Here is a 25,426-nt window from a genome sequence, read left to right as displayed (position 1 = left end):
ATTGCTATTGTCTCTGTCTGGAGTACATTGCACGCATGAACGCGAAATACTCTTCGGGAAAAATGACATGTTCTCCGTGCTGAAATCCGACAAGCCCAAAATGCCAACCGCAGAAACCGCCCTTCCGGGACGTGATGAGGAGCTTCCGGTTGCTGACGCCAATATCGTGACCGGCAACCCGATGAAGGGTCCCTTCCCTGCACATTTGGAAGTGGCGATTTTCGGCATGGGATGCTTCTGGGGCGCCGAACGCCTTTTCTGGAAGGCACCGGGGATCTATAGCACCGCCGTCGGTTATGCGGGTGGCCTTACCAAAAACCCGACCTACCGCGAAGTTTGCAGCGGCATGACCGGCCATGCAGAAGTCGTTCTGGTCGTCTTTGATCCGGCTGTGACGTCCTATTCTGCCCTTCTGAAACTATTTTGGGAAAACCATGACCCGACACAGGGCATGCGCCAGGGCAATGATGTTGGCACCCAGTATCGCTCCGTGCTGTTTACGCGCACGCCAGAGCAATTGGAAACCGCAAAACAGTCCCGTGAAGAATACAATGGCGCGCTAAAAGCCGCCGGTCAGGCCGAAGTGACAACCGAGATCACCGAGGCGCCTGAGTTCTTCTATGCCGAAGATTTCCACCAGCAATACCTGCAGAAAAATCCCGACGGGTATTGCGGTCTGGGTGGAACCGGCGTGTCCTGCCCGGGCATGTAACCCGGATCAAGATCACACGGGCTTGCCGCCGTATTCCCTGCTAAGATCCGCACAAACCCTGCGGATCTTGAGGCCCAGTTGTTCGATATGGTCATTGGGGATACGCGCCGCTGGTCCAGACAGCGACAGTGCTGCAATCGGCTGTCCGGTTTCATCACGGACCACACCTGCCACACAGCGCAAACCAACCGCGTGTTCTTCATCGTCAAGCGCATAGCCGCGCTGACGGGACTTTTCGAGATCCTTTTCAAGCGCTGTTTGGGTGACAAGCGTGCGCTCGGTGATCTTGGGCAAGCCGTGCTTGGCAACGACTGAATGCAATTCCTCTTCTGGCAGGAAGGCCAGCAAGGCCTTGCCAACACCCGAACAATGCATCAGGGCTCGACGCCCCGGTGTAACAAGGGCGCGCATCATTTTACGGCATTCGACCTGCGACAGGAAAATGACCTCCCCACCGTCTGCGACGGCAAGGTTCACGGTCTCTCCACTGTCTTCCATCAAGGCCCGCATGTAAGGCCGGGCGATCTGGCTGAGGTTACGGTTCTTTGTAAAGGAATTGCCGACACTGAACGCCTGCACACCCACGAACCAGAGTGTGCGTTCCCCATCGAACGACACGTAGCGTTCGTGTTGCATGGTTGTCAGCAACCTGTGTGCCGTGGATGGCGGCAACTTCACCTGTTGCGCAATTTCGGTCAAGGTCATCCCGTCTTCGCTTTCGGCAAGCGCATTGAGGATGCTTAACGCCCTGACCAGCGACTGGACCTGCTGCATTCAGCGACTACTCCCTGCAAGTGGTCGATTTGCCGACCATCATTGTCGTATTCTCTGAATGTTAGGAGATCAGCGTGCCGCTTGCACGGACTTTTGACGGAACCAGACGAAAGTGGAGTAACTGACCAGATAAACAGTCGCGGCAGCAAAGGCACAAAGCGTTCCCAAACCGAGCCCAAGCACAGGATAACCAAGGGTCACCGCAAGGATGTACACCCACAATGCCCCCATACCCCGCGGGAAATTTCGGATGACGGTATGAACTGGCGCCGCCCCGTATGAGAAATGCAGGATCAGCATCATTGGATAAAGCGTGACCGGGAAGCCCGACAGCAGCCCTGACCAACGCGGCCCGATCCAGGCCGCCATGCCACTGATGACCAGCACAATGATCGCAGCCAGGGTCGCGCGAAGCATAACGACGCCCTTGGTCAGACGAACCCGGTTAAGAATGCGGACGTTCTCGATCTTGCGGAACAGGATCAGCGCCACGAATATCGCCACCAGCAGGATCACGGCGGCCTGCGTCAAACTCATCGGCGCAAGCTGAAACAGCCACGAAACGCCCAGATAGGTGACGAATGCGCCAAGCGAGCTTAGGAATATCTGCGGGATTACAGGCAAGTGCGTGCATTTTCTCGACACCAGATAATAAGCGTAGAGAAACGTCAAAGTCGCAATCAGCCCTGGCAAGGCGTACACCGCACTTTCGCTGGCAAAACCGATACCTTGTTCAATCGCGATGAAATAAAGAAGGATGGCCGTTCCAAGCGGATATCCAGACAGAACGCCGGCAACACGCGGTCCTGCGCGTTCGGCAAGGACAGAAAGCCCAAGAACCGTTCCAATCGATACTGCAATCTTCGCAAGGATCAGTTCCAAATGCGTTTATCCCTCTAACGGATCATCAATGACACTTTATCAACAAAGTGACAACATCCGTATCCGGTTTCCCGGAATTGGGCAAGCGCTATCGCGCTGCGCATAGACCATGAAAAAACGGGCACCTCTTCTGAGGCACCCGTTTCTGGTTGTTTATATGGTTCGCCCGCTTGATCTGGAAACTATGCGGTGGCGACGTTTTCCGATCTGGGTGCCTGCACGATCACACCGCGCCAACCAAGCCCCTCATAGGTTTCATACCCCGGGGTCAGGGCGTAGGCCACCAGTGCGCCGTCATCAAGCAAATAGGCACCGCGCGCTGGATCATTGACCCGAAGCGTGAACTTCTCGCTCAGAATACCTTTATCGTCGGATGCCGCCAGAACGCGGTTGTTGGCATCAATCAGCATGACACGCGTGCGTTCGCGTTCCTCGGGGCTGAAGTTCAGTGACTTGACGATCATCGGCGCCTGGCTCTCCCAATCAAAGAAGACACCCATCACACCGATAACCTCGCCATTCACATCGCCGCCTTTACGCACGGCCGTGGCATAGGTGGGTGTTGCGGCGTTGTTTAGCATCGGGTTTTGTTCGACATCAGCAACGGCGTAATGCCCGCCATCGCGGCACCGCAATGCTTCATGGAACCAGGCCTGATCCGAAATATTCTGGCCCTTAAGGCGATACGAATCCGGCCGACCATTGGCGATAACATTGCCGCTCTTATCGGCCACCCAAAGATCAAGATAGACCGTATAGGAATCCAGAATGACACCCAGCCGATTACACGCCCGCTGGGCAATGGCTTCGTCATGCGGGTTTACACAAACATCAACGACGGCAGCGTCTGTTGCCCACCACCGGACATCACAGGACCGCTCAAACAGGTTTCGGTCCATCAATTCGACAGCGTAGCGGGCCAAATCGGAAAAGCGATCACCACGGGCCATTTGCGCTGTTTCTTCCAGATCCGATGCCAGCTTCAAAAACATGCTTTCAAGCTCTTCGGTGATCACGGTAACGCGCTGCGAGATTTCCTTGACCTCATTGGCGACCACGCCGAAGCCACGTCCGACTTCACCGGCCCTTGCGGCTTCGATCAGTGCGTTGAGCGCAAGCGTACGTGTCGCGCGCGTAACAGCCTTGATTTCAGTGATTTTATCGTTGGCCTGCCCGGACATTGCCGTCGCAACCTGCAGGATTCTTTCTGGCATTTAAGTAAAGCTCCCATATGCACACCAAGTCTCCTCCGGCTGCAGATGGCTTTTTATTTTTTAAGTGCCATCAATTCTGCTTTTTCTTGCAGCAACGATATCTCTTAAGTCACTTCTATCTGGAGGTAAACACGGGATTATACTTCTGCCGTGACGCCCCGTATCCAGAGAAGACGACCTCGCATAAAACAACGCTAATGCGGCCGGTCCCGCATTGATACAGGTCAGGTGGTGGGAAGTTATACTTCGGACCCGAAGCGTCAAAATCCTTGTGTCAGGCCGTGAACTCAAGAATCGAGTCTGTGAGCAGCTTTATCCCCGTCAGGAACAGTAGACTGTAGCAAACGCGGTAGAACAACTTGACGCTGACCTTGTCATGCGCCCAAAGGCCAAGCCACGTCCCGAACAAGGCCACCGGCACGAACAAAAGAGACGTCCCAAGGTTTGATGCATCAAACTGCCCAAGCATGGCATAGGGGATCAGTTTGACGTAGTTCACGACGATAAAGAACATCACCGTCGTACCGACAAAGATCGACTTATCCATTCTTTGCGGCAACAGATACACCGAAACCGGCGGACCGCCCGCATGGGCCACAAAACTGGTGAAACCGGCAAGTGTGCCAAGGATGGTGCCCTTGCCTACCGTTGCTGATCCCGGCACCCCACTGGCATTGCGACCACGCAACCAGTGATCAAGCGTAAAGATGATGGCGATTAGCGCGATGATCATCTTGACCGCCGCTTCGTTGAGATAACTAAACGACAAGGTCCCGATGAGAATGCCTACCAATGCGGCGGGCACGAGGATCTTCATATTCCTCCGGTCCCAGCGATTGCGATAGGCCCAAACATTGGCGACATCCATCAGGCACAGGATGGGAAGCATGATGGCAGCCGCCGCCTGCGGCGACACGGCCAGCGCCATCAAGGGCACGGCAACAACCCCAAGCCCGCCGCCAAAACCGCTTTTCGACACACCGGCAATCAGAACGGCAGGAATGCCGACAAGATAGAAAAACGGATCCGTGATGAATTCCATCAAACGTCCTTATCTGGGTGGAAAATCCCGGATCACGGGAAAGGTGTGTTTGCTTCGGCCTTATTGCTCAAGAAGGCGCGGCATCAGTTCGACGAAGTTGCACGGGCGATGCCGGATATCAAGCTGATAGGTCAGGATTTCATCCCAAGCATCCTTGCACGCCCCGGTCGATCCGGGCAGCGCAAACAGATAGGTCCCCATGCAGACGCCGGCTGTAGCACGCGACTGGACGGTGGATGTGCCGATCTTCTGATATGAAATCCAGCGAAACAGTTCGCCAAATCCCGGGATTTCCTTTTCATAGAGCGCACGATGGGCTTCGACTGTAACATCGCGTCCGGTTACACCTGTCCCGCCCGTCGTGATAATCACATCGACATTGTGGTCAGCGCACCAGGCACCCAGCTGTTTGCGCAAGGCTCCTTGATCGTCAGGCAGGATCTGACGATCATAAACCCGATGCCCCTTTTCGATGATCCGCTCACACAGGACTTCGCCCGAGGTATCATTATGGAGATCACGTGTATCGCTGACCGTCAGAACAGCAATGTTGATCGACACAAAAGGTTGGCTTTCGTCAATACCCGCCACGGCTATCTCCATATCTTTCCAATACGCTGCATCAACCTAATATGCCCTGAGACGGGTGCAAGCGTTTTCACGTGCATCACACGCCGCCATCGCAACCAAACGAATCACGATAGAATAAAAACCCCGCCTGATTTGATACTTTATTAGCTTTTGACGCAAGAAAAGCGGTCATCTACCAAACAATTTTTCGCCCCTATTTTGACAAATAGTCGCTATATACATCAATTTATTAGCTGGATTTCATGACATCATACATAATGAAAAATCAGCAAATTGGTATTACCAATATTACACATCTACGTGACTTCGCTTGCCGGTGTGGATTTTTACGCTTAGAAAAGCGGTAAAGGACTACCAATTTGGCGCCCCGAAACGAAGCGTCGAGCACAGCAAAACATTCGGCAGGAAACAGAGGACCCATCATGAGCGACTTGCTTTGGCAACCGACGAAAGAACGCGTTGAAAATGCAAACGTCACCCGGTTTCGCGAGTGGGTGAATGAAAAGTACGCGCTAAAGCTCGAGAACTTTACCGAACTCTATGATTGGTCTGTTGCCGAGATTGAACGTTTCTGGCCTGCTGTCATCGAATATGCTGACCTCAAAGCACAAACTTGGGGTGAGCGCGTCCTGATCGACGGCAACAAGATGCCCGGCGCCCAGTTCTTTCCCGATGCGCGTCTGAACTTTGCTGAAAACCTGCTGGTCCGTGATGATGATACCGATGCCCTGATCTTCTGGGGCGAGGACAAGGTCAAGACCCGCCTGTCCTGGGCCGAACTTAATATTGCCGTATCAAAATTCTCGCAGGCGCTGCGTGCCGAGGGTGTTGGCAAAGGTGACCGTGTCTGTGGCTATATGCCCAACATGTCGGAAACCGTGATCGCGATGCTTGCGACGGCCGCGATCGGCGCCACATGGTCATCCGCCTCCCCCGATTTCGGGGTACAGGGCGTTGTCGACCGCTTTGGTCAGATTGAACCGACCGTCATGATTACGGTTGATGGCTATCATTATAATGGCAAACAACATGACATCCGCGAAAAGGTTCACGATGTTGTCGAGCGGATCGACAGCCTGAAAAAGGTCGTCATCGTGCCTTATGCATTTGATGGCGCCAACACGACGGATATCCGCAATGCCGTCACCTATGACGACTTCATAGCCCCCTTCCGGACCGAGAAGATCGCCTTTGAGCAGGTCGAGTTCAATCACCCGCTTTATGTGATGTTCTCGTCTGGTACGACGGGCAAGCCGAAATGCATTGTCCATGGCACGGGCGGAACGCTTCTGAAACAGGTTTCCGAACATATCCTGCATTGTGACGTAGCACCCGGTGATCGCGTTTTCTATTTCACAACATGTGGCTGGATGATGTGGAACTGGCTGATGGCAGGACTGGCGGCCGGTGCGACCCTTCTGCTTTATGATGGTTCACCGTTCTATCCGAACGGTAACATCCTGTTTGACTATGCCGATGCAGAAGGCATGACCCTGTTTGGCACCTCGGCCAAATATATCGACGCCCTTGCCAAGGCTGAACTCAAGCCGCGCGAAACCCACGATCTGTCTACCGTGCGCGCGATGACCTCGACAGGGTCACCGCTGGCACCGGAAAGCTTTGATTACGTTTATCGCGACATCAAGGAAGACATCCATCTCGCTTCGATTTCGGGCGGAACAGACATCCTTGGCTGCTTTGTGCTTGCCTCCCCTGTCCTGCCGGTGAAGCGCGGTGTTATTCAGACCCGCGCGCTGGGTGTTGCAGTTGATGTCTTTGACGATGACGGCAAACCGGTTCGCAATGAAAAAGGCGAACTTGTTTGCACCAAACCCTTCCCGTCCATGCCGGTCGGTTTCTGGAATGATCCGGATGGGTCGCGCTATCACAGTGCCTATTTCGACCGGTTCGAGAACATCTGGTGCCATGGCGACTATGTCGAACTTGATGACGAAGGCGGCATGGTGATCTATGGCCGTTCAGACGCAACGCTTAATCCGGGTGGCGTTCGCATTGGCACGGCAGAGATCTATCGCCAGGTCGAAAAGCTGCCGGAAATTCAGGAATCGATTGTCATCGGTCAGGACTGGGATAATGACGTTCGGGTGATCCTGTTTGTTGTGCTGCGCGATAATTACGTGTTGGATACCGCACTGATCGACAAGATCAAGAAGCAGATCCGCAGCAATTGCACACCGCGCCATGTCCCGGCCAAGGTCCTTGCCGTTGCCGATATTCCGCGCACGAAATCAGGTAAGATTACAGAGCTTGCTGTTCGCGACGTTGTCCACGGCAGACCCGTCAAAAATCAGGAAGCCTTGGCAAACCCTACAGCACTGGAGCTGTTCTCTAACCTGTCGGAACTGAAAACCTGATGATCCAAAGCCCCGCCAAATAGTGCGGGGCTTTTTTTTGCGGCGTGGCACAACTCCGGTCCGAACACGGCTGTTTTGAGATATGCTCGCCATCGATTCCGCAGCGCAACGATGCATGCTTTTTAAACAGCGTGAACTTGTGCACGTTTTTTAACCATCAACCTCAATTTGATGAAAAAAAGTTCGTGCAATTCTTAACCGTGCTTGCGACACCACCAAAATTCCCACTAGAGCATTGAATAAATAAGGAAAACGGAATTTTGTATAATTTATCTAAGTGAAACTACGCAGTCTATAACTGCAGAAAAAGTCTCAATTTTCCGCCGAATTCATCGCTCCCCAACCTGCCCGAAATTTTTCACACTTGACACATAGCGGCCTAAAATTTCTTAATTTGGCGGTCCGATCTCTTTCGGACGGATGGATATGCGGCTGTGCATATCCAGGGTGGCACAAAAGCTAAAAACAATGCTTTGCTAACAAGGGAGCTATCTTATGAAAATTCAAACGATCCTTGCCGCTGGCGCAATGACCGTTGCAGCCGTTGCCGCACAGAACGCACAGGCAGGTGCCGTGCTTGACGGCATCAAGGCAAAAGGTTTCGTTCAGTGCGGCGTGAACACCGGTCTTCCGGGCTTCTCCGCTGCCAATGCAGAAGGTAAATGGGAAGGTATCGACGTTGACGTCTGCCGTGCAACTGCAGCAGCACTGCTTGGTGACGCAAACGCCGTTCAGTACACCCCGCTGACCGCAGCACAGCGCTTCACGGCACTGCAGTCCGGTGAAATCGACATCCTGTCGCGTAACACCACTGCAACCACCACCCGTGATGCGAAACTGGGTCTGACCTTTGTTGGCATCAACTACTATGACGGTCAGGGCTTCCTGATCCCGAAAGCTCTTGGCGTTTCCAGCGCAACCGAGCTTGACGGCGCAACCGTCTGCGTTGAGCCGGGCACCACGACCGAGCTGAACCTTGCTGATTACTTCCGCGCCAAAGGCATGTCCTTCGAGCCGGTCGTTATCGAAAACATCAACGAAGCAACCGCAGCCTTCTTCTCTGGCCGTTGCGACGTTTACACCACCGATGCTTCGGGTCTTGCTTCCATCCGTACCCAGATGGCTGAAAACCCGGCTGACTATGTCATTCTTCCGGAAATCATTTCCAAAGAGCCGCTCGGCCCGGTCGTCGCCCAGGGTGACGAGCAGTGGTCGGACGTTGTTCGCTGGGCCTTCACTGCAATGATTGAAGCAGAAGAGTATGGCGTCACCATGGAAAATGTTGACGACATGAAAGCAAACAGCACCAACCCGGGCATCCAGCGTCTGCTGGGCGTAACCCCGGGCATGGGTGAAGCTCTTGGTCTTGACGAAGCTTGGGCATACAACATCGTCAAGCAGGTTGGTAACTATGGCGAAAGCTATGAGAAAAACGTTACCGCCAAGCTCGGCCTCGAGCGTGGTCTGAACGCTCTGTGGACCGACGGTGGCCTGCAGTATGCATGGCCGATTCGCTAATCATTAGCTAATCGCCAGCCTAAACCTACGAAGCTCCGCCCCACTGCCTGAACGCATGGGCGGAGCTTTTCGTTAGGTGCTTACTGATTTTGGATACAATCTACACCTGAGGGTCATATGAGTAAGCCTCAAAATGCCCCGGGGGATGTTCGTTCCAAGGGTCTCGTCGACTATCTGAATGATGAAAACGTTCGCGCGGTGCTTTACCAAATCATCGCAATCGGACTGATCGTTCTTGCGGGCTGGTACCTGGTGTCCAACACCTTGTACAACCTTGAACAACAGAACATCTCTACCGGTTACGGGTTCCTCGATCTTGAAGCTTCCTTCGAGATCAGTGAAACCATGATCGATTACAGTGCAAAAAGCAGCTATGCGTCTGCACTTATGGTCGGTCTTCTCAACACTGTGAAGGTGTCGCTGCTCGGTATCATTTTGTGCACGATCATCGGGACAATCTTTGGCGTTGCACGCCTGTCGTCCAACTGGATCGTTCGCAAACTGGCGACAGTTTATGTTGAAACTTTCCGGAATATTCCGGTCCTTTTGCAGCTGTTCTTCTGGTACGCACTCATTCCGAGCGCATTTCCCCATCCGCGCGATGCGCTGGAACCCCTGCCCGGTGTCTTGCTGACCTCGCGCGGGATGTATATGCCGGTTCCGGAACCCGATAACGCTTATACGTTTATGGCCATCGCAGCCGCGATCGCCTGCGTCATTATCTATTTCGTCAAGAAATGGGCCAAGAAGCGCCAGGACGCGACCGGTAAACCCTTCCCGATGCTCCTTGCCGGGCTTGGTATTTTTGTCGGCCTCGTCTTCCTTGCCTATCTGGCAGGTGGCGCACCGACCGAAATGAGCATGCCGGCCCTGAAGGGCTTTAACATCCGGGGCGGTTACAACATCTCGCCGGAATTCATGGCAGTCCTGATCGGCCTTACGGTTTATACCTCGACCTATGTCGCCGAGGTTGTCCGTTCCGGTATCCAGGCCGTTCCGAATGGCCAGTGGGAAGCAGCTGACAGTCTTGGCATCAAGCGTTCTGTCGCCCTTCGCAAGGTGATCCTGCCGCAATCCATGCGCGTTGCGATCCCGCCGCTGACCAACCAGTACCTGAACCTGACCAAAAACAGCTCGCTTGCTGTTGCCGTCGGCTATCCGGATCTGGTGTCTGTTTCCAACACGACCATGAACCAGACAGGTCAGGCGATCGAGGCCATCTCGATCTTCATGTCGATCTATCTTGGTTTGTCCTTGTTGACCTCGCTCTTTATGAACTGGTTCAACAAGAAAATGGCACTGGTGGAGAGGTAACATGTCAGAAAACGCAAAATTACCTCCGATGCCAACCGGCTCCTTTGCCGAACGTGCGGTTGCATGGTCGAAAAAGAACCTGTTCGACGGTTGGTTCAACACCATCCTGACTCTTGGTTCGATCGCATTCCTGCTCTGGCTGATCCCGCCGATCGTTGAATGGGCCATCGTCAATGCGACGCTGTCTCCGACGATTGAGGGATGTGCTGAAGTCACAGGTGCCTGCTGGGGCTTTGTGAATGCCAACTTGCGGCTGATCCTGTTCGGGACCTACCCGTTTGACGAACAGTGGCGCCCGCTGCTGGCCATGATTGTTCTCATGGGCATCATTTGCGGAAGCCTCGGCGCGGTTAAATATCCGGGCCTGCGCAAAGCGATCATTCCGATGTGGCTAATCGGTGTTCCGGTCATTTCAATCCTGATGTGGGGCGGTGTCTTTGGTCTGACCTATGTGCAGAACAGTTATTGGGGTGGCTTGCCGCTAACCCTGATCCTGTCCTCGATAGGTGTGATCTTTGCCTTCCCGTTCGGTTTGCTGCTCGCCCTTGGCCGTCAGTCACACATGCCGGCGATCAAAACCGTTTCCGTGGTCTATATCGAAGTCATTCGTGGTGTGCCGCTGATTACGGTTCTGTTCATGGCATCGGTCATGTTCCCGCTGTTCCTGCCTGATGGGGTAACCATCGACAAGCTGCTGCGTGCACAGATCGGTATCATCCTGTTTACCGCCGCCTACCTCGCCGAGGTATTCCGTGGTGGTCTGCAGGCCGTACCGCGTGGCCAGTTTGAAGCTGGTGACAGCCTTGCACTGTCCTATTGGCAGTCCATGCGTCTGATCATTCTGCCGCAGGCCTTGCGTCTGGTGATCCCGCCGACCGTGAACAGCTTTATCTCCATGTTCAAGGATACAACGCTGGTCGTGATTATCGGCCTGTTTGACTTCCTTGGCACGGTGAAGCTGGCACTTCGCAGTGACCCGGCCTGGACCAAATATTACGTCGAAGGCTATGCCTTCGCTGCGGCAATATTCTTCCTAATCTGTTTCTCGATGGCGAAATATTCCGCCTATCTTGAAAAAGAGCTTCGCAAAGGCGAACGCAGGTAAGGAGTGAGGAAAAAAACAATGACTGTAGCAACTGAAACCACTACCGGCGCTGTGCCTCCTCCGTCCAAAGAGGATGTCATCGTCGTAAACAAGATGAACAAATGGTACGGCAATTTCCATGTTCTTCAGGATATTGACCTGTCCGTTCGCAAAGGTGAGCGTATCGTTATCTGTGGCCCGTCGGGTTCCGGTAAATCGACGTTGATCCGCACCATGAACCGCCTTGAGACCTATCAGAGCGGCGAAATCTATGTCGACGGCATTCTGCTTGGCGACGATGTCAAAAACATCGAAGCCGTGCGCCGCGAAGTCTGCATGGTGTTCCAGCATTTCAACCTTTTCCCGCACATGACCGTGCTGGAAAACCTTACGCTGGCACCGATCTGGGTTCGCAAGATGCCCAAGAAAGAAGCCAACGATCTCGCCATGCACTATCTTGAGCGTGTGCGGATTGCCGAGCAGGCCCACAAATATCCGGGTCAGCTTTCCGGTGGTCAGCAGCAGCGTGTGGCAATTGCCCGTTCGCTCTGCATGCAGCCGAAGATCATGCTGTTTGATGAGCCGACCTCGGCACTTGACCCGGAAATGGTCAAGGAAGTTCTCGACGTTATGGTCGAGCTCGCCAAGGAAGGTATGACCATGCTCTGTGTGACCCACGAGATGGGCTTCGCCAAAGAGGTCGCTGACCGCGCGATCTTCATGGATGCCGGCCAGATCGTAGAGATGGCAGGTCCGCAGGAGTTCTTTGATAACCCGAAAAGCGATCGTACCAAGCTGTTCCTCAGCCAGATCCTGTCGCACTAGCCGGTTATCAAACCATCCGATCTTTGCAAAACGGCCTCCACGTGCGGGGCCGTTTTCGTTTTTCTGAAAATGATCCTTGCCCCGGCCCGCGCAATTGCCGAAACTCGGCCCCAACATGTTCATCATCCGGAATGCAAATGACCACGTCCGAAACCAGTTCCGCGACCCATTCGGCCTTTATTTCTGTCGATCACCTCAGCAAGCGGTTTGGTAACAAGCTTGCCCTTGATGATGTCAGTCTGCATTTGCCCAAGGGCGAAACACTGGCCATTATTGGCCCATCGGCGGCAGGCAAAAGTGTCCTGATGAAATGTTTGGTCGGCATCTATGGCGCGGACGGTGGCAAAATCGTTCTTGATGGCGATGACGTCAGTCAGACCAACGCACCCAAACGTGCTGAATGGGCCGAACGGATGGGCATGCTGTTTCAGCAAAACGCCCTGTTTGACAGCCTCAAGGTCTGGGAAAACATCTGCTTTCGCCAGATTGAGCTTGGCACGTTAAGCCGCAAGGACGCCAAGGCGCATGCCATTCACCTGCTTGGTCTTGTCGGACTGGCGTCCGAAAGTGCGGACCTGACACCAAGTGACCTTTCGGGTGGCATGCAAAAGCGCGTTGGCGTCGCACGCGCCATTTCGACCGATCCGTCTATCCTGTTGCTGGATAACCCGACGGCTGGCCTTGACCCGGTCCTGTCGAACCATATCGAACGCATGATCGGCAAAATCGCCGAACAACGTGGCACGACGGTGATATCAATTACCAACGACATGCAGATAGCACGCACGCGCTATCAGAACCTGATGATGATGCATGATGGCAAGGTCTATTGGTCCGGGAAAACTGCGGACATCGATGACGCCCACAATGCGCATCTGACACAGATGCTCAACGGCTCATCTCAGGGTCCGATCACGATGCGGACCGGCAAACGCGAAGATCACGTCTACAGCTAAACCCCGATCCACCCTGCCCCAAAAATCGGGCCTGACCGCGCCTAGTTGGCGGTATAAACCGATACGTCTGCTTCACGGATAACATCCGACCAGATCGGTCCCGGATGACGGTCGGTAAACAAGGCATCGATTTCAGACAGATGCCCAAGACGCACCATCGCACGGCGACCGAATTTTGATGCGTCCGTGCACAGGAAGGTTTGCCGGGCGTTGGAAATAATCGCACGTGCAACGCGGACCTCGCGATAATCGAAATCCATCAGACTGCCATCTTCGTCAACGCCGGAAATCCCGACGATCGCGTAATCCACCTTGAACTGGTTGATGAAATCAATGGTGGCTTCCCCGATCACCCCAAAATCGCGCTGTCGGACAACGCCACCGGCAATGATGACTTCAAAGCCCTGGTTGGCGGCACAGATTTCGGCGACATGCAGGTTGTTTGTGATGATCTTGAGGCTTTTATGGCCCAGAAGAGCGTGGGCTACTTCTTCGTTGGTTGTGCCGATATTGATGAAAAGGGATGCACCTTCCGGGATATGCTGCGCGACCAGTTTTGCGATCTCGCGCTTGCTGCCAAGGTTGAGAACTTGGCGGTCCGTATAGGCCGTATTTTCCGTAGTTGAAACGCTGGCCGCACCGCCGTGATAACGCGCAATCAGGCCCTCTTCGGCCATTTCATTGATATCGCGGCGGATGGTTTGCGGCGTGACAGAAAAGTGCTCGGCAAGGGTATCAATGGTCATAAAGCTGTTGGAAGCAACCAGTTCCAAAATCTCTCTACGACGGCGATCCAGTTTCCCCATGCCTCTCTCCTGCTGTTTCTGTTTTCAATTTTCATCTTTAGCGGAAAATTTTCATTCCTGATCAAAATGCTTTCTCTTGAGTCATTTGGCAAGTCTTGTCAGCTAAATACACATGCCGCTACAAGACCAGCGGCACCAAAATCACAGCAAAAAGAGTAATAATTGCCAATGCTGCAGCATTCATCACCGCCCCCGCACGCACCATGTCCCCGATGGTAAGATACCCACTGGCAAATACGATGGCATTTGGCGGTGTAGCGACAGGCGACATAAAGGCGCAGCTGGCAGCAAGTGCGACTGGCACCGACAGCAGCACGGGATCAATCCCCTCGCCCAACGCATATGTCGCAACCAATGGCAGGAAGGTCGCAACGGTCGCTGTGTTCGATGTCAGATGACTGATCAGGGAAACGATCAAGGCGATCAGCGCGATCTGCACGATCACCGGCAAGGCAGGAAACGCACCGGCGTTCCCGGCAATCCAGGCGGCAAGCCCCGTATCATTGATCAAGGCGCCTAGTGCAAGCCCGCCGCCCACCAACAGCAACACGCCCCACGGCAGCCGAAGGGCTGCTTTCCAATCCAGAACATACAGGTTCTCGCGCGCCTTGATCGGAATGGAAAACAGCGCAATTGCCGCCATGACCGCAATTGACGCGTCAGATAAATGCAGCCCCGGCAAAACGCCATTGATCAACGGTTTTGTTAGCCACAGGAAGGCCGTGACGATGAAAACCAGTGCCACGGACTTTTCCCCGCGTGACATCGGGCCAAGGGCGTCCATGTCCCTTTGAAGAGCCTCGCACGCGGCACTGGGCAGAGTTTCTTCCAACGGATAGACGATCCGCGTCAAAACCACCCAGCACAGGGTCAACATCAGGGCTGCAAATGGCACACCGATGATCATCCATTGGCCAAACCCTATGGAAACCCCGAAGTTGCTGGCAAGATACGCCGCCAAAAGCGCGTTTGGCGGCGTTCCGATAAGCGTCCCAATCCCGCCAATGCTGGCACCAAAGGCAATCCCGAACAGCAGGGAAAAGGCAAAGTTCCGAACAGACGGCACCAACGGAATGGGACCATCACCGTCGCTGTCTTTTACTGGTGCAGTTTTTTCCTCGTCGCGCAGCAGGTTAACAAGCGACAGGGCAATTGGCAGCATCATGGTCGCGGTCGCAGTATTGCTAACCCACATCGATAGAAACGCCGTCGCGGTAATGAAACCACCCACAAGCGATGACGGCTTGAAGCCCACCTGTTTGAGGATCAATAGCGCAATGCGTCGATGAAGATTCCAGCGCTCCATCGCAATCGCAATTACGAAACCGCCAAAGAACAGGAAAAGCAACGGATTGGCATAATGCTTGGTGATTTCGCTGATCCCCGCCACCGAGAGGCTTGGCGCAATCGCAATCGGCACAAGGGCAGTTGCCGCGATCGGGATCGCCTCGCTAAGCCACCAGATCGCCATCAATGCTGCAATGGCTGCGGCATACATGGCCGGTTGCGGCATGCCATCTGGCGGATCGGCAATCATCAGAAGAAGTGCAACAATGATCCCGGCCCAAAACCCAACCTGACGGCGCAAAGCCCCTGGACGACGTGGCGACGCTGGGTTGGCACCGGTGGCCGATATGGGCAGACGTTCCAGAAGTCGAAACCGTATCATTAATGTGCGCTCACAACTCATCAGACGGAAATGCAGATTATCGCAGAATTACTGCATCAAACTCGCCTGATATCAAATTGATTTTGCTTGAATTATTCCAGCCTGCATCTTGGGGGCAATTTTTCCGCATAACGGAAAAACTAACCACTTTGATTATGTTTGCAGACGCTAGGATCGGTGATAGCGTCACCTAAACAGATAAAACAAAACAAGCTCTATGAAGCTCATCAGAGAGGAACCATCCGTGAAATTCCATGCTCGCCCCAATCACGCTTTAGCTGCCTTCCCTTATATGGAGGCAGCACATGGATCGCTTTGATTATATCGTGATCGGGGCCGGTTCGGCCGGATGCACCCTTGCCAACCGTCTTTCGGAAATACCCAATGCCAACGTGCTTTTGCTGGAAGCCGGCGGCAAGGACCGCAACCCGTGGATTCACATTCCGGTTGGTTACCTTTATTGCATCGGCAACCCGAAGGTGGATTGGTGTTTCAAAACCGTTCGCGAACCCGGCTTGAATGGTCGCGCACTTGGCTATCCGCGCGGCAAGGTGTTGGGTGGCTGTTCCTCGATCAACGGCATGATCTATATGCGTGGTCAGGCCAATGATTATGATCAGTGGCGTCAGGCCGGCTGCACGAATTGGGCATGGGATGATGTTCTGCCCTACTTCAAGAAGTCCGAGGATTTCTATCGCGGCAAGGATGACCTTCATGGTGAAGGCGGCGAATGGCGGGTTGAACAAGCCCGCGTACGTTGGGAAATCCTTGAAGCGTTTCAGGATGCGGCTGAACAGGCCGGTATTCCCAAGGTGGCCGATTTCAACCGCGGCACCAATGAAGGATCATCCTATTTTGATGTGAACCAGAAACGCGGCATTCGCTGGAACACGTCCAAGGCATTTCTGCGCCCTGCCCTTGAACGCAAGAACCTTGAAGTTCGCACCAATGCCCACGTGCGCCGCCTGATCATTTCCGAAGGCCGCGTTACAGGTGTTGAATATGAGCGCGGCGGTAAAACAGAAACCGTTTACGCCAACCACGAAACTGTGTTGTCCGCCGGTGCGGTCGGGTCACCGCAGATACTGGAGCTTTCCGGGATCGGGCGCGGTGATATCCTGCAGCAATATGGCATCAAACAAACCCTTGATAGCCCGCAGGTTGGAGAAAACCTTCAAGATCACCTCCAACTCCGATGTGCCTTCAAGGTCACAGGCATCAAAACGCTGAATGAAAAGGCCAGCAGCCTGTTTGGCAAGGCCAGCATCGCGCTTGAATATCTGTTCAACCAATCCGGCCCGATGTCGATGGCACCAAGCCAGCTTGGCATTTTCACCCGATCAGACGCGTCTTATGAAACGCCGAACCTGCAATATCATGTGCAGCCACTCTCGCTTGAGAAGTTCGGTGATCCGGTGCATCCCTTCCCGGCCTTTACCGCAAGTGTTTGTAACCTGCGGCCGCAAAGCCGTGGCAGCATCCATATCACAAGCCCGGACCACAGGACCCAGCCTGCCATTGCCCCGAATTACCTTTCGGCAGAGGCAGACAAAAAGGTTGCTGCAGATTCCATTCGGCTGACGCGCAAAATCGCTAGCCAACAAGCGCTTGCGGCTTACAAGCCCGAAGAATTCAAGCCGGGTCCGTCATTCGGAAGCGAGGAAGAGCTCGTGCGGGCCGCTGGAGATATCGGCACGACGATCTTCCATCCTGTCGGCACCTGTCGGATGGGGGCCGATGAAGGTTCCGTGGTTGATCCTGAATTGCGCTTGCGCGGTCTTGATGGATTGCGGATCGCCGATGCCTCAATCATGCCGACCATCACATCAGGCAACACCAATTCCCCAACTATCATGATTGCGGAAAAGGCCGCGGCCATAATCAAGGCCGCAGCAGTCGGTTAAGTTCGTCTCAGAAAGCAAAAAGCCGGGGATAATGCCCCGGCTTTTTTCGTCACTTGGTGACTATCACGCCTTTTTGCGCGCAACGATCCGCTCACGTACCGCCGGCTCACTGCCCGTCGGAGCAACATCCCCCTCACCAATCACGATTGCCTCGCGCAGCAAGGCAGTTGCTTCTTCAAGCTGTGCCGCGTCACGCGTATGGGCCATGCAAATCGGTGTTTCAGCCGAAACGGGCTGGCCAACCTTGATGAAATCGGTAAAGCCGACTGCAAAATCGATCTTCTGATCTGCACGCGTCCGCCCGCCCTTAAGCGACACCAGCGCCAGACCAACCTTGCGGGCGTCCATCGACAGTACACGACCGGTTTTGGCCGCGGTGACTGTATTGATAATCGGGGCGTCTTCAAGGTACTTGCTGGTGTTTTCAACAAAGTCGGCCGGACCACCAAGGCTGGATACCATCTTGCCAAAGGTTTCAGCGGCCTTACCGCTCTTGAGCGCCTCTGTCGCCATGCGCAGACCATCAGAAACATCAGCAGTCACGCCACTCACAGCCAGCATTTCAGCGGCCAGTGCCATGGTGACGTCATAGACGCGCTGCTCCTGATGCTTACCGGTCAGGAAGTCGATGGCTTCCTGCATTTCAAGCGCATTACCAACCGTATCACCCAGCACCTGCTCCATATCTGTAAGAAGCGCGACGGTAGGAACACCGTTACGGGTGGCGACTTCGGTGATGCTTTCGGCCAGTTCGCGGGCGCGTTCGTATTCGGCCATGAAGGCACCAGAACCAAACTTCACATCCATCACAAGGCTATCAAGCCCAGCTGCCAGCTTCTTTGACAGGATGGATGCCGTAATAAGCGGGATACTTTCAACCGTCGCCGTAACATCACGAATGCCATAGAACCGCTTGTCGGCCGGGGCAAGATCGGAAGTCTGACCGATAATCGCACAACCGACTTCGCGGGTGACCTTGGCGAATTCTTCGAGTGTCGGTGTCGTGCGATATCCCGGAATGGAATCAAACTTGTCCAACGTCCCGCCAGTATGGCCCAGACCACGGCCTGAAATCATCGGCACAAATGCCCCGCAGGCACCGACAATCGGCCCCAGCATCAGGCTGACCTTGTCACCACCCCCGCCGGTCGAATGCTTGTCCACCACAGGTCCATCAAGGCCAAGCACCTTCCAGTCCAGAACCGTTCCGCTATCGCGCATGTTGCGCGTGAGTGCCGCGCGTTCGTCCATGGTCATTCCGTTAAAGAAGACTGCCATCGCAAGGGCTGCAACCTGCCCTTCGCTGATGCTGTTATCCGTGATGCCCGTAACGAAAAAGGCAATCTCGGCATCTGTCAGAACTTCGCCCTCGCGTTTGCGGCGAATGATTTCCTGGGGCAGCATATGCTGTCTCCTGCACACGTGTCGTTAAATCAGATCAGCAGCTTTGAAGTCACACGACTTCAGGAAGCGCTTGAAAAATACTGCAGCAATATCTTGATAAGATTGGCAGAACCGGTTTTTGACATTTCCAATGTCTGCTCGTGGCTAAGTGGCGTCGCACTCATGCCCGCCGCCAGATTGGTGATGTTTGAAACAGCTGCCACCTTGAAGCCAAGGCGACGGGCAAGGATGTTTTCCGGCACGGTCGACATGCCAACCGCATCGGCACCAAGAACCTTAAGCGCACGGATTTCAGCCGGTGTTTCAAAACTCGGTCCGGTGCACCAGCAATAGGTTCCCTCAAACAGCTTGATGCCCAGCTTTGCCGCAGCATCATGCAGGCCCGATCCGATTTCCGGATCATAAGGCACATCCATGCCGACAAACCGGTCATTGCCGTGATAGCCAATCAGCGGGTTCGGGCCAAACAGGCTAATATGATCGGTAATCAGCATCAGGCTGCCCGGTACTGCATCGGGGATCAGGGACCCGGCGGCATTGGTCAGAAGCAACCGCTCTGCGCCCAATTCACGCAGTGTTTCAAGCGGCTCTGCCATCAGATCGGAACGACCATGTTCGTAGTAATGCGCGCGTCCCTGCATCACCGCGACAGACACCCCGCCAATGCGACCAAGCACAAGCTTCCCGCCATGCCCAACCACGGTTGGACGCGGGAAACCCGGCAAGTCTTCATAGGCTATGCTGATCGCATCACTGACGGCGTCCACAACACCGCCCAATCCGCTACCGAGAACCAATGCGACCTCTGCCTTAAAACCAGGTGCCTTACTGGCAATAACGTCAAGAGCTGCTTTCACTTTGCTCATTTGAGGTTCTCCGGCCCGAAGGAATGGGGAATGAGTTCTTCACGGCTCAGCGTCAAAAGCGTTTCACCTGCATCATTGATGATGAAGATGGTCGCATCCGAACCGGTGAATTCGCGGATTTTCTGACGGCAACCGCCACACGGCGTGCAAGCAATATCACCAAGCCCGACAACGACGATCTCGTCAAACCGAGTTTCACCCGACAGCACCATGGCCGAAATCGCCCCTGCTTCTGCGCAGACACCTTCCGGATAGGCGGCATTTTCAACGTTGCAGCCCGAAATGACCTTGCCATCGGCCGTGCGCAATGCCGCACCGACAAAGAAGTTCGAATAAGGCGCATAGGCCTTGTCACGGGCCGCAAGTGCCGCGTCAATGAGATCGCGCGGAGCCTGTTTCTGAGCAACCATTTTTTGATCCTGTTTTGATTACCTATCGCGCCTGACCAAAGCGCAAGACGTCGTAAAAATGTGGTTCGGGCCTGCCTGCATCATATGCCCTGACCCGAACCACGAAAAGCTTAGCGTTCCTTGACGTAGGCTCGACCAAGCGCCTTTGGCGGAATGGCCCGGCCAATAAAGCCCGCCAGAAGAATGACCGTCAGGATGTATGGCAATGCCTGTACCAACTGGACTGGCACTTCGCCAATACCCGGCAGTACAACACCCTGCAAGCGGGTTGCCGCAGCATCAAGGAAACCGAACAGAAGGCATGCAGCCAATGCCGGGAACGGACGCCATTTACCAAACACCATTGCGGCCAGTGCGATATAGCCCTTACCCGCAGTCATGTCCTGCAGGAAGGATGCCCCTTGTGCTGTTGAAAGATACGCACCGGACATACCGACAAGCACACCACTGCAAATCACCGCACGATAGCGCATGGCGACAACACCGATGCCGGCGGTATCAACTGCACCCGGATTTTCACCAACGGCACGCAGACGCAATCCAAACCGGGTGCGATACATTACCCACCAGGCCGCAGGTGCCGCGATGAAGGCGACATAGACCAGAATGTTGTGACCACTTAGCAATTCGGAATAGATCGGCCCCACAACCGGCACATCCTTAACGGCGTCTGCGCCCGGGAAAGTAATCGGCTGGAAACGGGATCCTTTATCAAGGGCTGGCGTTTTGCCGCCTTGTGCAAACAGGGCAATCCCGACCAGTGCGGTCAGGCCCGACATCAGGATATTGATCGCCATGCCCGAAACAACCTGGTTGCCCTTATGCGTGATGCAGGCAAAACCATGCAGAAGCGAAAGCGCAATCGTCGTTGCGATTGCCGCCAGAAGGCCGACCCACGGGCTACCCACATAAAAGGCAACAGCCGCAGCCGAAAACGCGCCACCCAGCATCATGCCCTCAAGTGCGAGGTTAATCGTCCCGGATCGTTCAGAGAACATACCGGCAAGAGCTGCAAGGATAAGCGGGGTCGAGGTCCGAAGTGTTGCGTCAAGCAACAGGATAATCAGCTGAAATGTATCCATTACGCGGCCTCCCCGGCATCCTGGCGCAGGCGCCACGCCGTATAGATCTTTGTCACGCGCGGACGGAACATATGTTCCATCGCACCGGTAAACAGGATGACAAGACCCTGAATAACAACAACCATGTCATTGGAGATGGTAGGAATTTCAAACGACAGCTCCGCGCCGCCCTGATACAGCATGCCAAACAGCAATGCCGCAAGGAAGATACCAAACGGATGGTTGCGCCCCATCAGTGCGACAGCAATACCGACAAAGCCATATCCCGCTGTAAAATCGATCAGCAAGCGATGCTGAACGCCCATGACTTCATTGAGCGCCATAAACGATGACAGCGCGCCAGAGATCATCATCGCAATGATGATGAACCGGCCGGGCTCAAGCCCCGCATAGGTCGCGGCCACCGCGTTGGCCCCCACTGTGCGGATCGCATAGCCCCAACGGGTATGCCAGATGAACAGCCAGACCATCACACTAATAACAATGGCATACACAAATGACAGGTTGAGCGGGCTTGAAGCCATCTCGATACCGAGTGCACCTGCGATATCATGAATGAACGGCAAACGCAGATGTTCGGCGATTTGTTCGCTTTCCGGCGTCATGGAGCCTTCCGGGCGAAGCACGTTCACCAAAAGATACACCATCAGGGACGACGCAATGAAGTTGAACATGATGGTCGTAATCACGACGTGTGATCCACGACGGGCTTGCAGATAAGCCGGAATATAGGCCCAGGCTGCGCCGAAAATCATTGCGGCAAACATCGCCACGACCAGCATGATCGGGAATGGCAGAAAATCGAGATAAAGAGCGGCTAGCGTGACCCCAAGGCCACCAACATAAGCCTGCCCCTCGGCACCGATGTTAAACAGCCCGCAATGGAACGCCACTGCAAAGGCCAGACCGGTAAAGATGAAGTTGGTGGTGTAATACAGCGTATACCCCCAAGCTTCTTCATACCCGAATGCGCCATAGAGCAGGATTTCAACAACTTCGACCGGGTTTTCGCCAATCGCCAGAACCACAAGCCCGGAAACGACAAGAGCCAATAGCAGGTTCAGGAGCGGCAACGCGCCGACATCAATCCAGCGTGGCAGTTCGACAGTCTTGCTCATGCCTGTCCCTCCGCTGCCTTGGCTTCATTGGGATCAACCCCGGCCATCATCAGGCCAAGCACGCGTTCATTTGCCTCGGATGCGGCGACTTCGCCAATGATGGCGCCATCGCACATCACCAGAATGCGGTCGGCAAGCGACATGATTTCGTCAAGCTCCACAGACACCAGAAGGACGGCTTTGCCTGCATCCCGCATGGCGACAATACGTTTGTGAATGAATTCAATGGCGCCGATATCAACACCACGGGTCGGTTGGCCAACCAAAAGCAATTCCGGATCGCGCATGATTTCACGCGCCAGCACCAGCTTTTGCTGATTACCACCCGAGAAATTGGCAGCTTTCAAATCCGGATTATCCGGACGTACATCGAATTCCGACATCATATTGGCTGTGGCGGCGGAAATGGCATTCCAGTCAAGCAACACGCCCTTCTGATAGGCCGGGTCATCCTCGTAGCCGAGAATAGCGGCCTCTTTGGCGCTAAAGGCCGTAACCATCGCCATGCGATGACGGTCTTCCGGCACATGGGCAACGCCACGACGACGTAGCTCGGCGGCATCCACCCCCTTGCCCGGCGTGACATCCTGACCATTCAGTTCCACTTTACCTTCGCTGGCAGAGCGGATCCCGCCAAGCGCTTCAAGTAGCTCACTTTGTCCATTGCCTGACACCCCGGCAATACCGACAATCTCACCTGCACGCACGTTGAAAGTCGCGTTTTTGACCTTGCGCACACCCTGCGCATTATCAACACACAGGTTCTCGACATTGAGCACGGTCGCCGCCGGATTGGCCTCACCTTTTTCAAGTCGCAACAATACCTTACGACCAACCATTAATTCAGAAAGTTCTTCCGGACTGGTTTCGGCGGTCTTGCGATGCGCCACCATTGCGCCCTGGCGCATGACGGAAACATTGTCCGTTGCTGCCATGATCTCGCGCAATTTGTGGGTAATCAGGACGACTGTCTTGCCCTGCTCTTTGAGCGTATCAAGAATTCTGAAAAGGTGATCAGCTTCCTGCGGTGTCAGAACACCGGTCGGCTCATCAAGAATAAGAATTTCTGCCCCACGATAAAGGGCCTTAAGGATCTCGACGCGTTGCTGAAGACCAACAGAAAGGTCCCCAACCGTAGCATCCGGATCGATATTGAGCGAATATTCGCGCTCCAGACGTTTGAGTTCTTCGCGGGCCTTATCAACACCCTCGCGCAGAACAGCACCGCCCTCAACGCCCAGAATAACGTTTTCAAGCACCGAGAACGTCTCCACCAACATGAAATGCTGGTGAACCATGCCGATCCCCACGGCAATCGCGTCTTCTGATCCTCTGATGTCACAGAGCTTGCCATCGACATGGATGGTCCCTGCATCGGCCTGATAAAAGCCGTACAGGATACTCATCAGGGTTGATTTACCAGCCCCATTCTCCCCCACGATCCCGTGGATTGTTCCCTTGTCGACCTTAAGGTCGATTTCTTTATTGGCATGTACCGCACCGAACCGCTTGTCTATACCGCGCAGTTCAATAGCGGGTTGCACGGCACCGGTTTCCCCGGCGCCGTGCATTTGATGCATCGTATCCGACACGACAAATCCCCGATTTGCTTTGACGACTGCCTTACATCGGGCAGGCGCTATCGCTCATGTAATCGTGTACTTCAAGGCTACCGGAAATGATTGCTTCCTTGGCCTCGGCGACGGCTGCCTTCATATCGTCGGTGATCAGGCTTTCGTTGTTTTCGTCAAGCGCCCAATCAACACCACCTTCAGCAAGACCAAGAACGGTCAGGCCCGGTGCCCAGGTATCATTGGCAGCGCCATCGAAAGCTTCATAAACAGCAACGTCAACGCGTTTCAGCATCGAGGTCAAAACCGAACCCGGATGCAGGCCGTTCTGGTTGGAGTCAACACCAATGCCGAGTTTGCCAGCATCTGCTGCAGCCTGCAGCACACCAACGCCGGTACCACCAGCAGCATGGTAAACAACGTCTGCACCACGGTCGAACTGGGATTTCGCCAGCTCACCACCTTTTACCGGGTCGTTCCAGGCAGCACCGGTGGTGCCGGTCATGTTCTGGAAGATTTCGGCATCGCCATTGGAATACTTAACGCCCTGTGCGTAACCGCAGGCGAACTTGCGGATCAACGGAATATCCATACCGCCAACGAAGCCGACCTTACCGGTTTCCGATGCCATTGCAGCCAGAACACCAACAAGGAACGAACCCTCGTGTTCCTTGAAGACAACCGACTGAACGTTCGGCAGGTCTACGACCATGTCAACAATGGTGAACTTGGTTTCAGGGAATTCCTTTGCCACTTTCTCAAGTGCAGATGCCTGGGAAAAACCGATCGCAACAATCGGATCCATGCCGCGGCGCGCAAAGTTGCGCATGGCCTGCTCACGCTGGGAATCGTTCTGGATTTCGAAGTCACGATATTCGGTGCCGGTGTCTTCCTTGTATTTCTCCGCACCCGTATATGCCGCCTGGTTGAACGAGCGGTCAAAACGGCCACCAAGGTCATAAACGACAGCCGGTTTAATTTCTGCAGCCGAAGCAACACCTGCATAGCAAGCGACAGCCGCGACCACCGAGGTCAGAAGCTTTTTCATTCCGATGCCCTTCATTGTTTGAATTCTGATTATGCCTTCCGCCAATTCCCTTGATCGGCGGAACTCCCTCATCGAAAAAACGTGGCTCACAGCAAGATGAAACGCGGGCTTTGGTCCCTCAACCAATATAGCGCGGGTGATCATGCTGCGAACGCTAATGGTAACTACAAAATATAGTGCCCTGTAAATAGCCGAGCACGCAAGACTTCGACAAAACCTGTCCGTTTGGTCAAAATCCACCTAACACAGTTACAGCTGAAT

22 protein-coding genes are annotated in these 25,426 nt (G+C 54.3%); 8 read left to right on the top strand and 14 right to left on the bottom strand.

The features are described 5' to 3' along the window. The first annotated feature begins 67 nt into the window (after positions 1–67). A complete protein-coding gene (msrA, locus tag CMO10_RS16945) occupies positions 68–712 on the top strand; it encodes a peptide-methionine (S)-S-oxide reductase MsrA (protein ID WP_297024455.1) in 645 nt (214 codons plus the stop codon). A gap of 12 nt (positions 713–724) precedes the next feature. On the opposite strand, the gene CMO10_RS16940 is transcribed toward msrA, so the two are convergent. The 5 genes from CMO10_RS16940 to moaB form a co-directional block, all read right to left on the bottom strand. Then, complete coding sequence (locus tag CMO10_RS16940; RefSeq protein ID WP_297024454.1) at positions 725–1,486, bottom strand: IclR family transcriptional regulator; 762 nt, start codon at positions 1,484–1,486, stop codon at positions 725–727. A 69-nt stretch (positions 1,487–1,555) separates the two neighbouring features. Further along, positions 1,556–2,368 carry a hypothetical protein gene (locus tag CMO10_RS16935; protein WP_297024453.1) on the bottom strand — a complete coding sequence of 271 codons (813 nt, stop codon included), beginning with the start codon at positions 2,366–2,368 and terminating at the stop codon, positions 1,556–1,558. Positions 2,369–2,550: 182 nt separating this feature from the next. After that, complete coding sequence (locus tag CMO10_RS16930; protein ID WP_297024452.1) at positions 2,551–3,582, bottom strand: methyl-accepting chemotaxis protein; 1,032 nt, start codon at positions 3,580–3,582, stop codon at positions 2,551–2,553. Positions 3,583–3,856: 274 nt separating this feature from the next. Continuing rightward, positions 3,857–4,624: a sulfite exporter TauE/SafE family protein gene (locus CMO10_RS16925; protein ID WP_297024450.1), complete on the bottom strand. Its 768-nt coding sequence runs from the start codon at positions 4,622–4,624 to the stop codon at positions 3,857–3,859. 60 nt (positions 4,625–4,684) lie between these two features. Further along, positions 4,685–5,215 (bottom strand): molybdenum cofactor biosynthesis protein B, encoded by a 531-nt coding sequence (gene moaB / locus CMO10_RS16920; protein WP_297024448.1) that lies wholly within the window; start codon positions 5,213–5,215, stop codon positions 4,685–4,687. A 422-nt stretch (positions 5,216–5,637) separates the two neighbouring features. Here moaB and CMO10_RS16915 point away from each other — a divergent pair, with 422 nt between their 5' ends. The 6 genes from CMO10_RS16915 to CMO10_RS16890 all read left to right on the top strand — a co-directional run bounded on the left by CMO10_RS16915 (position 5,638) and on the right by CMO10_RS16890 (position 13,287). Then, a complete protein-coding gene (locus CMO10_RS16915) occupies positions 5,638–7,590 on the top strand; it encodes an acetoacetate--CoA ligase (RefSeq protein WP_297024446.1) in 1,953 nt (650 codons plus the stop codon). 495 nt (positions 7,591–8,085) lie between these two features. Beyond that, positions 8,086–9,108, top strand: a complete 1,023-nt coding sequence (locus CMO10_RS16910; protein ID WP_297024444.1) for an amino acid ABC transporter substrate-binding protein — start codon at positions 8,086–8,088, stop codon at positions 9,106–9,108. Positions 9,109–9,225: 117 nt separating this feature from the next. Beyond that, complete coding sequence (locus CMO10_RS16905; protein ID WP_297024443.1) at positions 9,226–10,422, top strand: amino acid ABC transporter permease; 1,197 nt, start codon at positions 9,226–9,228, stop codon at positions 10,420–10,422. Position 10,423: 1 nt separating this feature from the next. Further along, positions 10,424–11,527, top strand: a complete 1,104-nt coding sequence (locus tag CMO10_RS16900) for an amino acid ABC transporter permease (RefSeq protein ID WP_297024441.1) — start codon at positions 10,424–10,426, stop codon at positions 11,525–11,527. 93 nt (positions 11,528–11,620) lie between these two features. Next, complete coding sequence (locus CMO10_RS16895) at positions 11,621–12,331, top strand: amino acid ABC transporter ATP-binding protein (RefSeq protein WP_472910367.1); 711 nt, start codon at positions 11,621–11,623, stop codon at positions 12,329–12,331. Positions 12,332–12,468: 137 nt separating this feature from the next. Further along, positions 12,469–13,287 (top strand): ABC transporter ATP-binding protein, encoded by an 819-nt coding sequence (locus tag CMO10_RS16890; RefSeq protein WP_297024437.1) that lies wholly within the window; start codon positions 12,469–12,471, stop codon positions 13,285–13,287. A 41-nt stretch (positions 13,288–13,328) separates the two neighbouring features. Here the strand turns inward: CMO10_RS16890 and CMO10_RS16885 are convergent, their stop codons facing one another. Both CMO10_RS16885 and CMO10_RS16880 read right to left on the bottom strand, forming a co-directional pair. Continuing rightward, a complete protein-coding gene (locus tag CMO10_RS16885; RefSeq protein WP_044828858.1) occupies positions 13,329–14,093 on the bottom strand; it encodes a DeoR/GlpR family DNA-binding transcription regulator in 765 nt (254 codons plus the stop codon). Between the two features lie 118 nt (positions 14,094–14,211). Continuing rightward, the gene (locus CMO10_RS16880; RefSeq protein WP_297024433.1) at positions 14,212–15,762 is read right to left on the bottom strand and encodes an SLC13 family permease; all 1,551 of its coding nucleotides are present in this window, start codon (positions 15,760–15,762) and stop codon (positions 14,212–14,214) included. A gap of 305 nt (positions 15,763–16,067) precedes the next feature. Between CMO10_RS16880 and CMO10_RS16875 the strand changes: the two genes are divergently transcribed. Then, on the top strand, positions 16,068–17,666 hold the full coding sequence (locus CMO10_RS16875; protein ID WP_297024431.1) for a GMC family oxidoreductase: 1,599 nt from the start codon (positions 16,068–16,070) through the stop codon (positions 17,664–17,666). A gap of 63 nt (positions 17,667–17,729) precedes the next feature. On the opposite strand, the gene deoA is transcribed toward CMO10_RS16875, so the two are convergent. The 7 genes from deoA to CMO10_RS16840 all read right to left on the bottom strand — a co-directional run bounded on the left by deoA (position 17,730) and on the right by CMO10_RS16840 (position 25,165). After that, positions 17,730–19,070 (bottom strand): thymidine phosphorylase, encoded by a 1,341-nt coding sequence (gene deoA / locus CMO10_RS16870; RefSeq protein WP_297024428.1) that lies wholly within the window; start codon positions 19,068–19,070, stop codon positions 17,730–17,732. Between the two features lie 59 nt (positions 19,071–19,129). Further along, positions 19,130–19,936, bottom strand: a complete 807-nt coding sequence (locus tag CMO10_RS16865; protein ID WP_297024427.1) for a purine-nucleoside phosphorylase — start codon at positions 19,934–19,936, stop codon at positions 19,130–19,132. Continuing rightward, positions 19,933–20,346: a cytidine deaminase gene (locus CMO10_RS16860; protein WP_297024425.1), complete on the bottom strand. Its 414-nt coding sequence runs from the start codon at positions 20,344–20,346 to the stop codon at positions 19,933–19,935. Before CMO10_RS16860 ends, CMO10_RS16865 begins: the two co-directional genes overlap by 4 nt. A 110-nt stretch (positions 20,347–20,456) precedes the next feature. After that, on the bottom strand, positions 20,457–21,428 hold the full coding sequence (locus tag CMO10_RS16855) for an ABC transporter permease (RefSeq protein ID WP_297024423.1): 972 nt from the start codon (positions 21,426–21,428) through the stop codon (positions 20,457–20,459). Continuing rightward, positions 21,428–22,546: an ABC transporter permease gene (locus tag CMO10_RS16850; protein WP_297024422.1), complete on the bottom strand. Its 1,119-nt coding sequence runs from the start codon at positions 22,544–22,546 to the stop codon at positions 21,428–21,430. The genes CMO10_RS16855 and CMO10_RS16850 overlap by 1 nt, the downstream gene beginning before the upstream one ends. Beyond that, positions 22,543–24,126 (bottom strand): ABC transporter ATP-binding protein, encoded by a 1,584-nt coding sequence (locus CMO10_RS16845; protein WP_472910366.1) that lies wholly within the window; start codon positions 24,124–24,126, stop codon positions 22,543–22,545. The genes CMO10_RS16850 and CMO10_RS16845 overlap by 4 nt, the downstream gene beginning before the upstream one ends. A 43-nt stretch (positions 24,127–24,169) precedes the next feature. After that, on the bottom strand, positions 24,170–25,165 hold the full coding sequence (locus CMO10_RS16840) for a BMP family lipoprotein (protein WP_297024418.1): 996 nt from the start codon (positions 25,163–25,165) through the stop codon (positions 24,170–24,172). Positions 25,166–25,426 lie beyond the last annotated feature (261 nt).

Origin of the sequence: Thalassospira sp. (assembly GCF_002709775.1) — a bacterium.
Classification (GTDB): Bacteria; Pseudomonadota; Alphaproteobacteria; order Rhodospirillales; family Thalassospiraceae; genus Thalassospira.
This window is presented reverse-complemented; position numbering and strand designations above follow the sequence as displayed.

Excerpts from the sequence above, each read along its gene's own strand:
- CMO10_RS16895 (WP_472910367.1), top strand. The coding sequence starts at position 11,621 with ATGAACAAATGGTACGGCAATTTCCATGTTCTTCAGGATATTGACCTG.
- CMO10_RS16910 (WP_297024444.1), top strand. The coding sequence starts at position 8,086 with ATGAAAATTCAAACGATCCTTGCCGCTGGCGCAATGACCGTTGCAGCC.
- CMO10_RS16855 (WP_297024423.1), bottom strand. The coding sequence starts at position 21,428 with ATGGATACATTTCAGCTGATTATCCTGTTGCTTGACGCAACACTTCGG.
- CMO10_RS16850 (WP_297024422.1), bottom strand. The coding sequence starts at position 22,546 with ATGAGCAAGACTGTCGAACTGCCACGCTGGATTGATGTCGGCGCGTTG.
- CMO10_RS16905 (WP_297024443.1), top strand. The coding sequence starts at position 9,226 with ATGAGTAAGCCTCAAAATGCCCCGGGGGATGTTCGTTCCAAGGGTCTC.
- CMO10_RS16890 (WP_297024437.1), top strand. The coding sequence starts at position 12,469 with ATGACCACGTCCGAAACCAGTTCCGCGACCCATTCGGCCTTTATTTCT.
- CMO10_RS16865 (WP_297024427.1), bottom strand. The coding sequence starts at position 19,936 with ATGAGCAAAGTGAAAGCAGCTCTTGACGTTATTGCCAGTAAGGCACCT.
- CMO10_RS16925 (WP_297024450.1), bottom strand. The coding sequence starts at position 4,624 with ATGGAATTCATCACGGATCCGTTTTTCTATCTTGTCGGCATTCCTGCC.
- CMO10_RS16875 (WP_297024431.1), top strand. The coding sequence starts at position 16,068 with ATGGATCGCTTTGATTATATCGTGATCGGGGCCGGTTCGGCCGGATGC.
- CMO10_RS16845 (WP_472910366.1), bottom strand. The coding sequence starts at position 24,126 with ATGCATCAAATGCACGGCGCCGGGGAAACCGGTGCCGTGCAACCCGCT.
- msrA (WP_297024455.1), top strand. The coding sequence starts at position 68 with ATGTTCTCCGTGCTGAAATCCGACAAGCCCAAAATGCCAACCGCAGAA.
- CMO10_RS16940 (WP_297024454.1), bottom strand. The coding sequence starts at position 1,486 with ATGCAGCAGGTCCAGTCGCTGGTCAGGGCGTTAAGCATCCTCAATGCG.
- CMO10_RS16930 (WP_297024452.1), bottom strand. The coding sequence starts at position 3,582 with ATGCCAGAAAGAATCCTGCAGGTTGCGACGGCAATGTCCGGGCAGGCC.
- CMO10_RS16840 (WP_297024418.1), bottom strand. The coding sequence starts at position 25,165 with ATGAAAAAGCTTCTGACCTCGGTGGTCGCGGCTGTCGCTTGCTATGCA.
- deoA (WP_297024428.1), bottom strand. The coding sequence starts at position 19,070 with ATGCTGCCCCAGGAAATCATTCGCCGCAAACGCGAGGGCGAAGTTCTG.
- CMO10_RS16915 (WP_297024446.1), top strand. The coding sequence starts at position 5,638 with ATGAGCGACTTGCTTTGGCAACCGACGAAAGAACGCGTTGAAAATGCA.
- CMO10_RS16900 (WP_297024441.1), top strand. The coding sequence starts at position 10,424 with ATGTCAGAAAACGCAAAATTACCTCCGATGCCAACCGGCTCCTTTGCC.
- CMO10_RS16885 (WP_044828858.1), bottom strand. The coding sequence starts at position 14,093 with ATGGGGAAACTGGATCGCCGTCGTAGAGAGATTTTGGAACTGGTTGCT.
- CMO10_RS16860 (WP_297024425.1), bottom strand. The coding sequence starts at position 20,346 with ATGGTTGCTCAGAAACAGGCTCCGCGCGATCTCATTGACGCGGCACTT.
- CMO10_RS16880 (WP_297024433.1), bottom strand. The coding sequence starts at position 15,762 with ATGATACGGTTTCGACTTCTGGAACGTCTGCCCATATCGGCCACCGGT.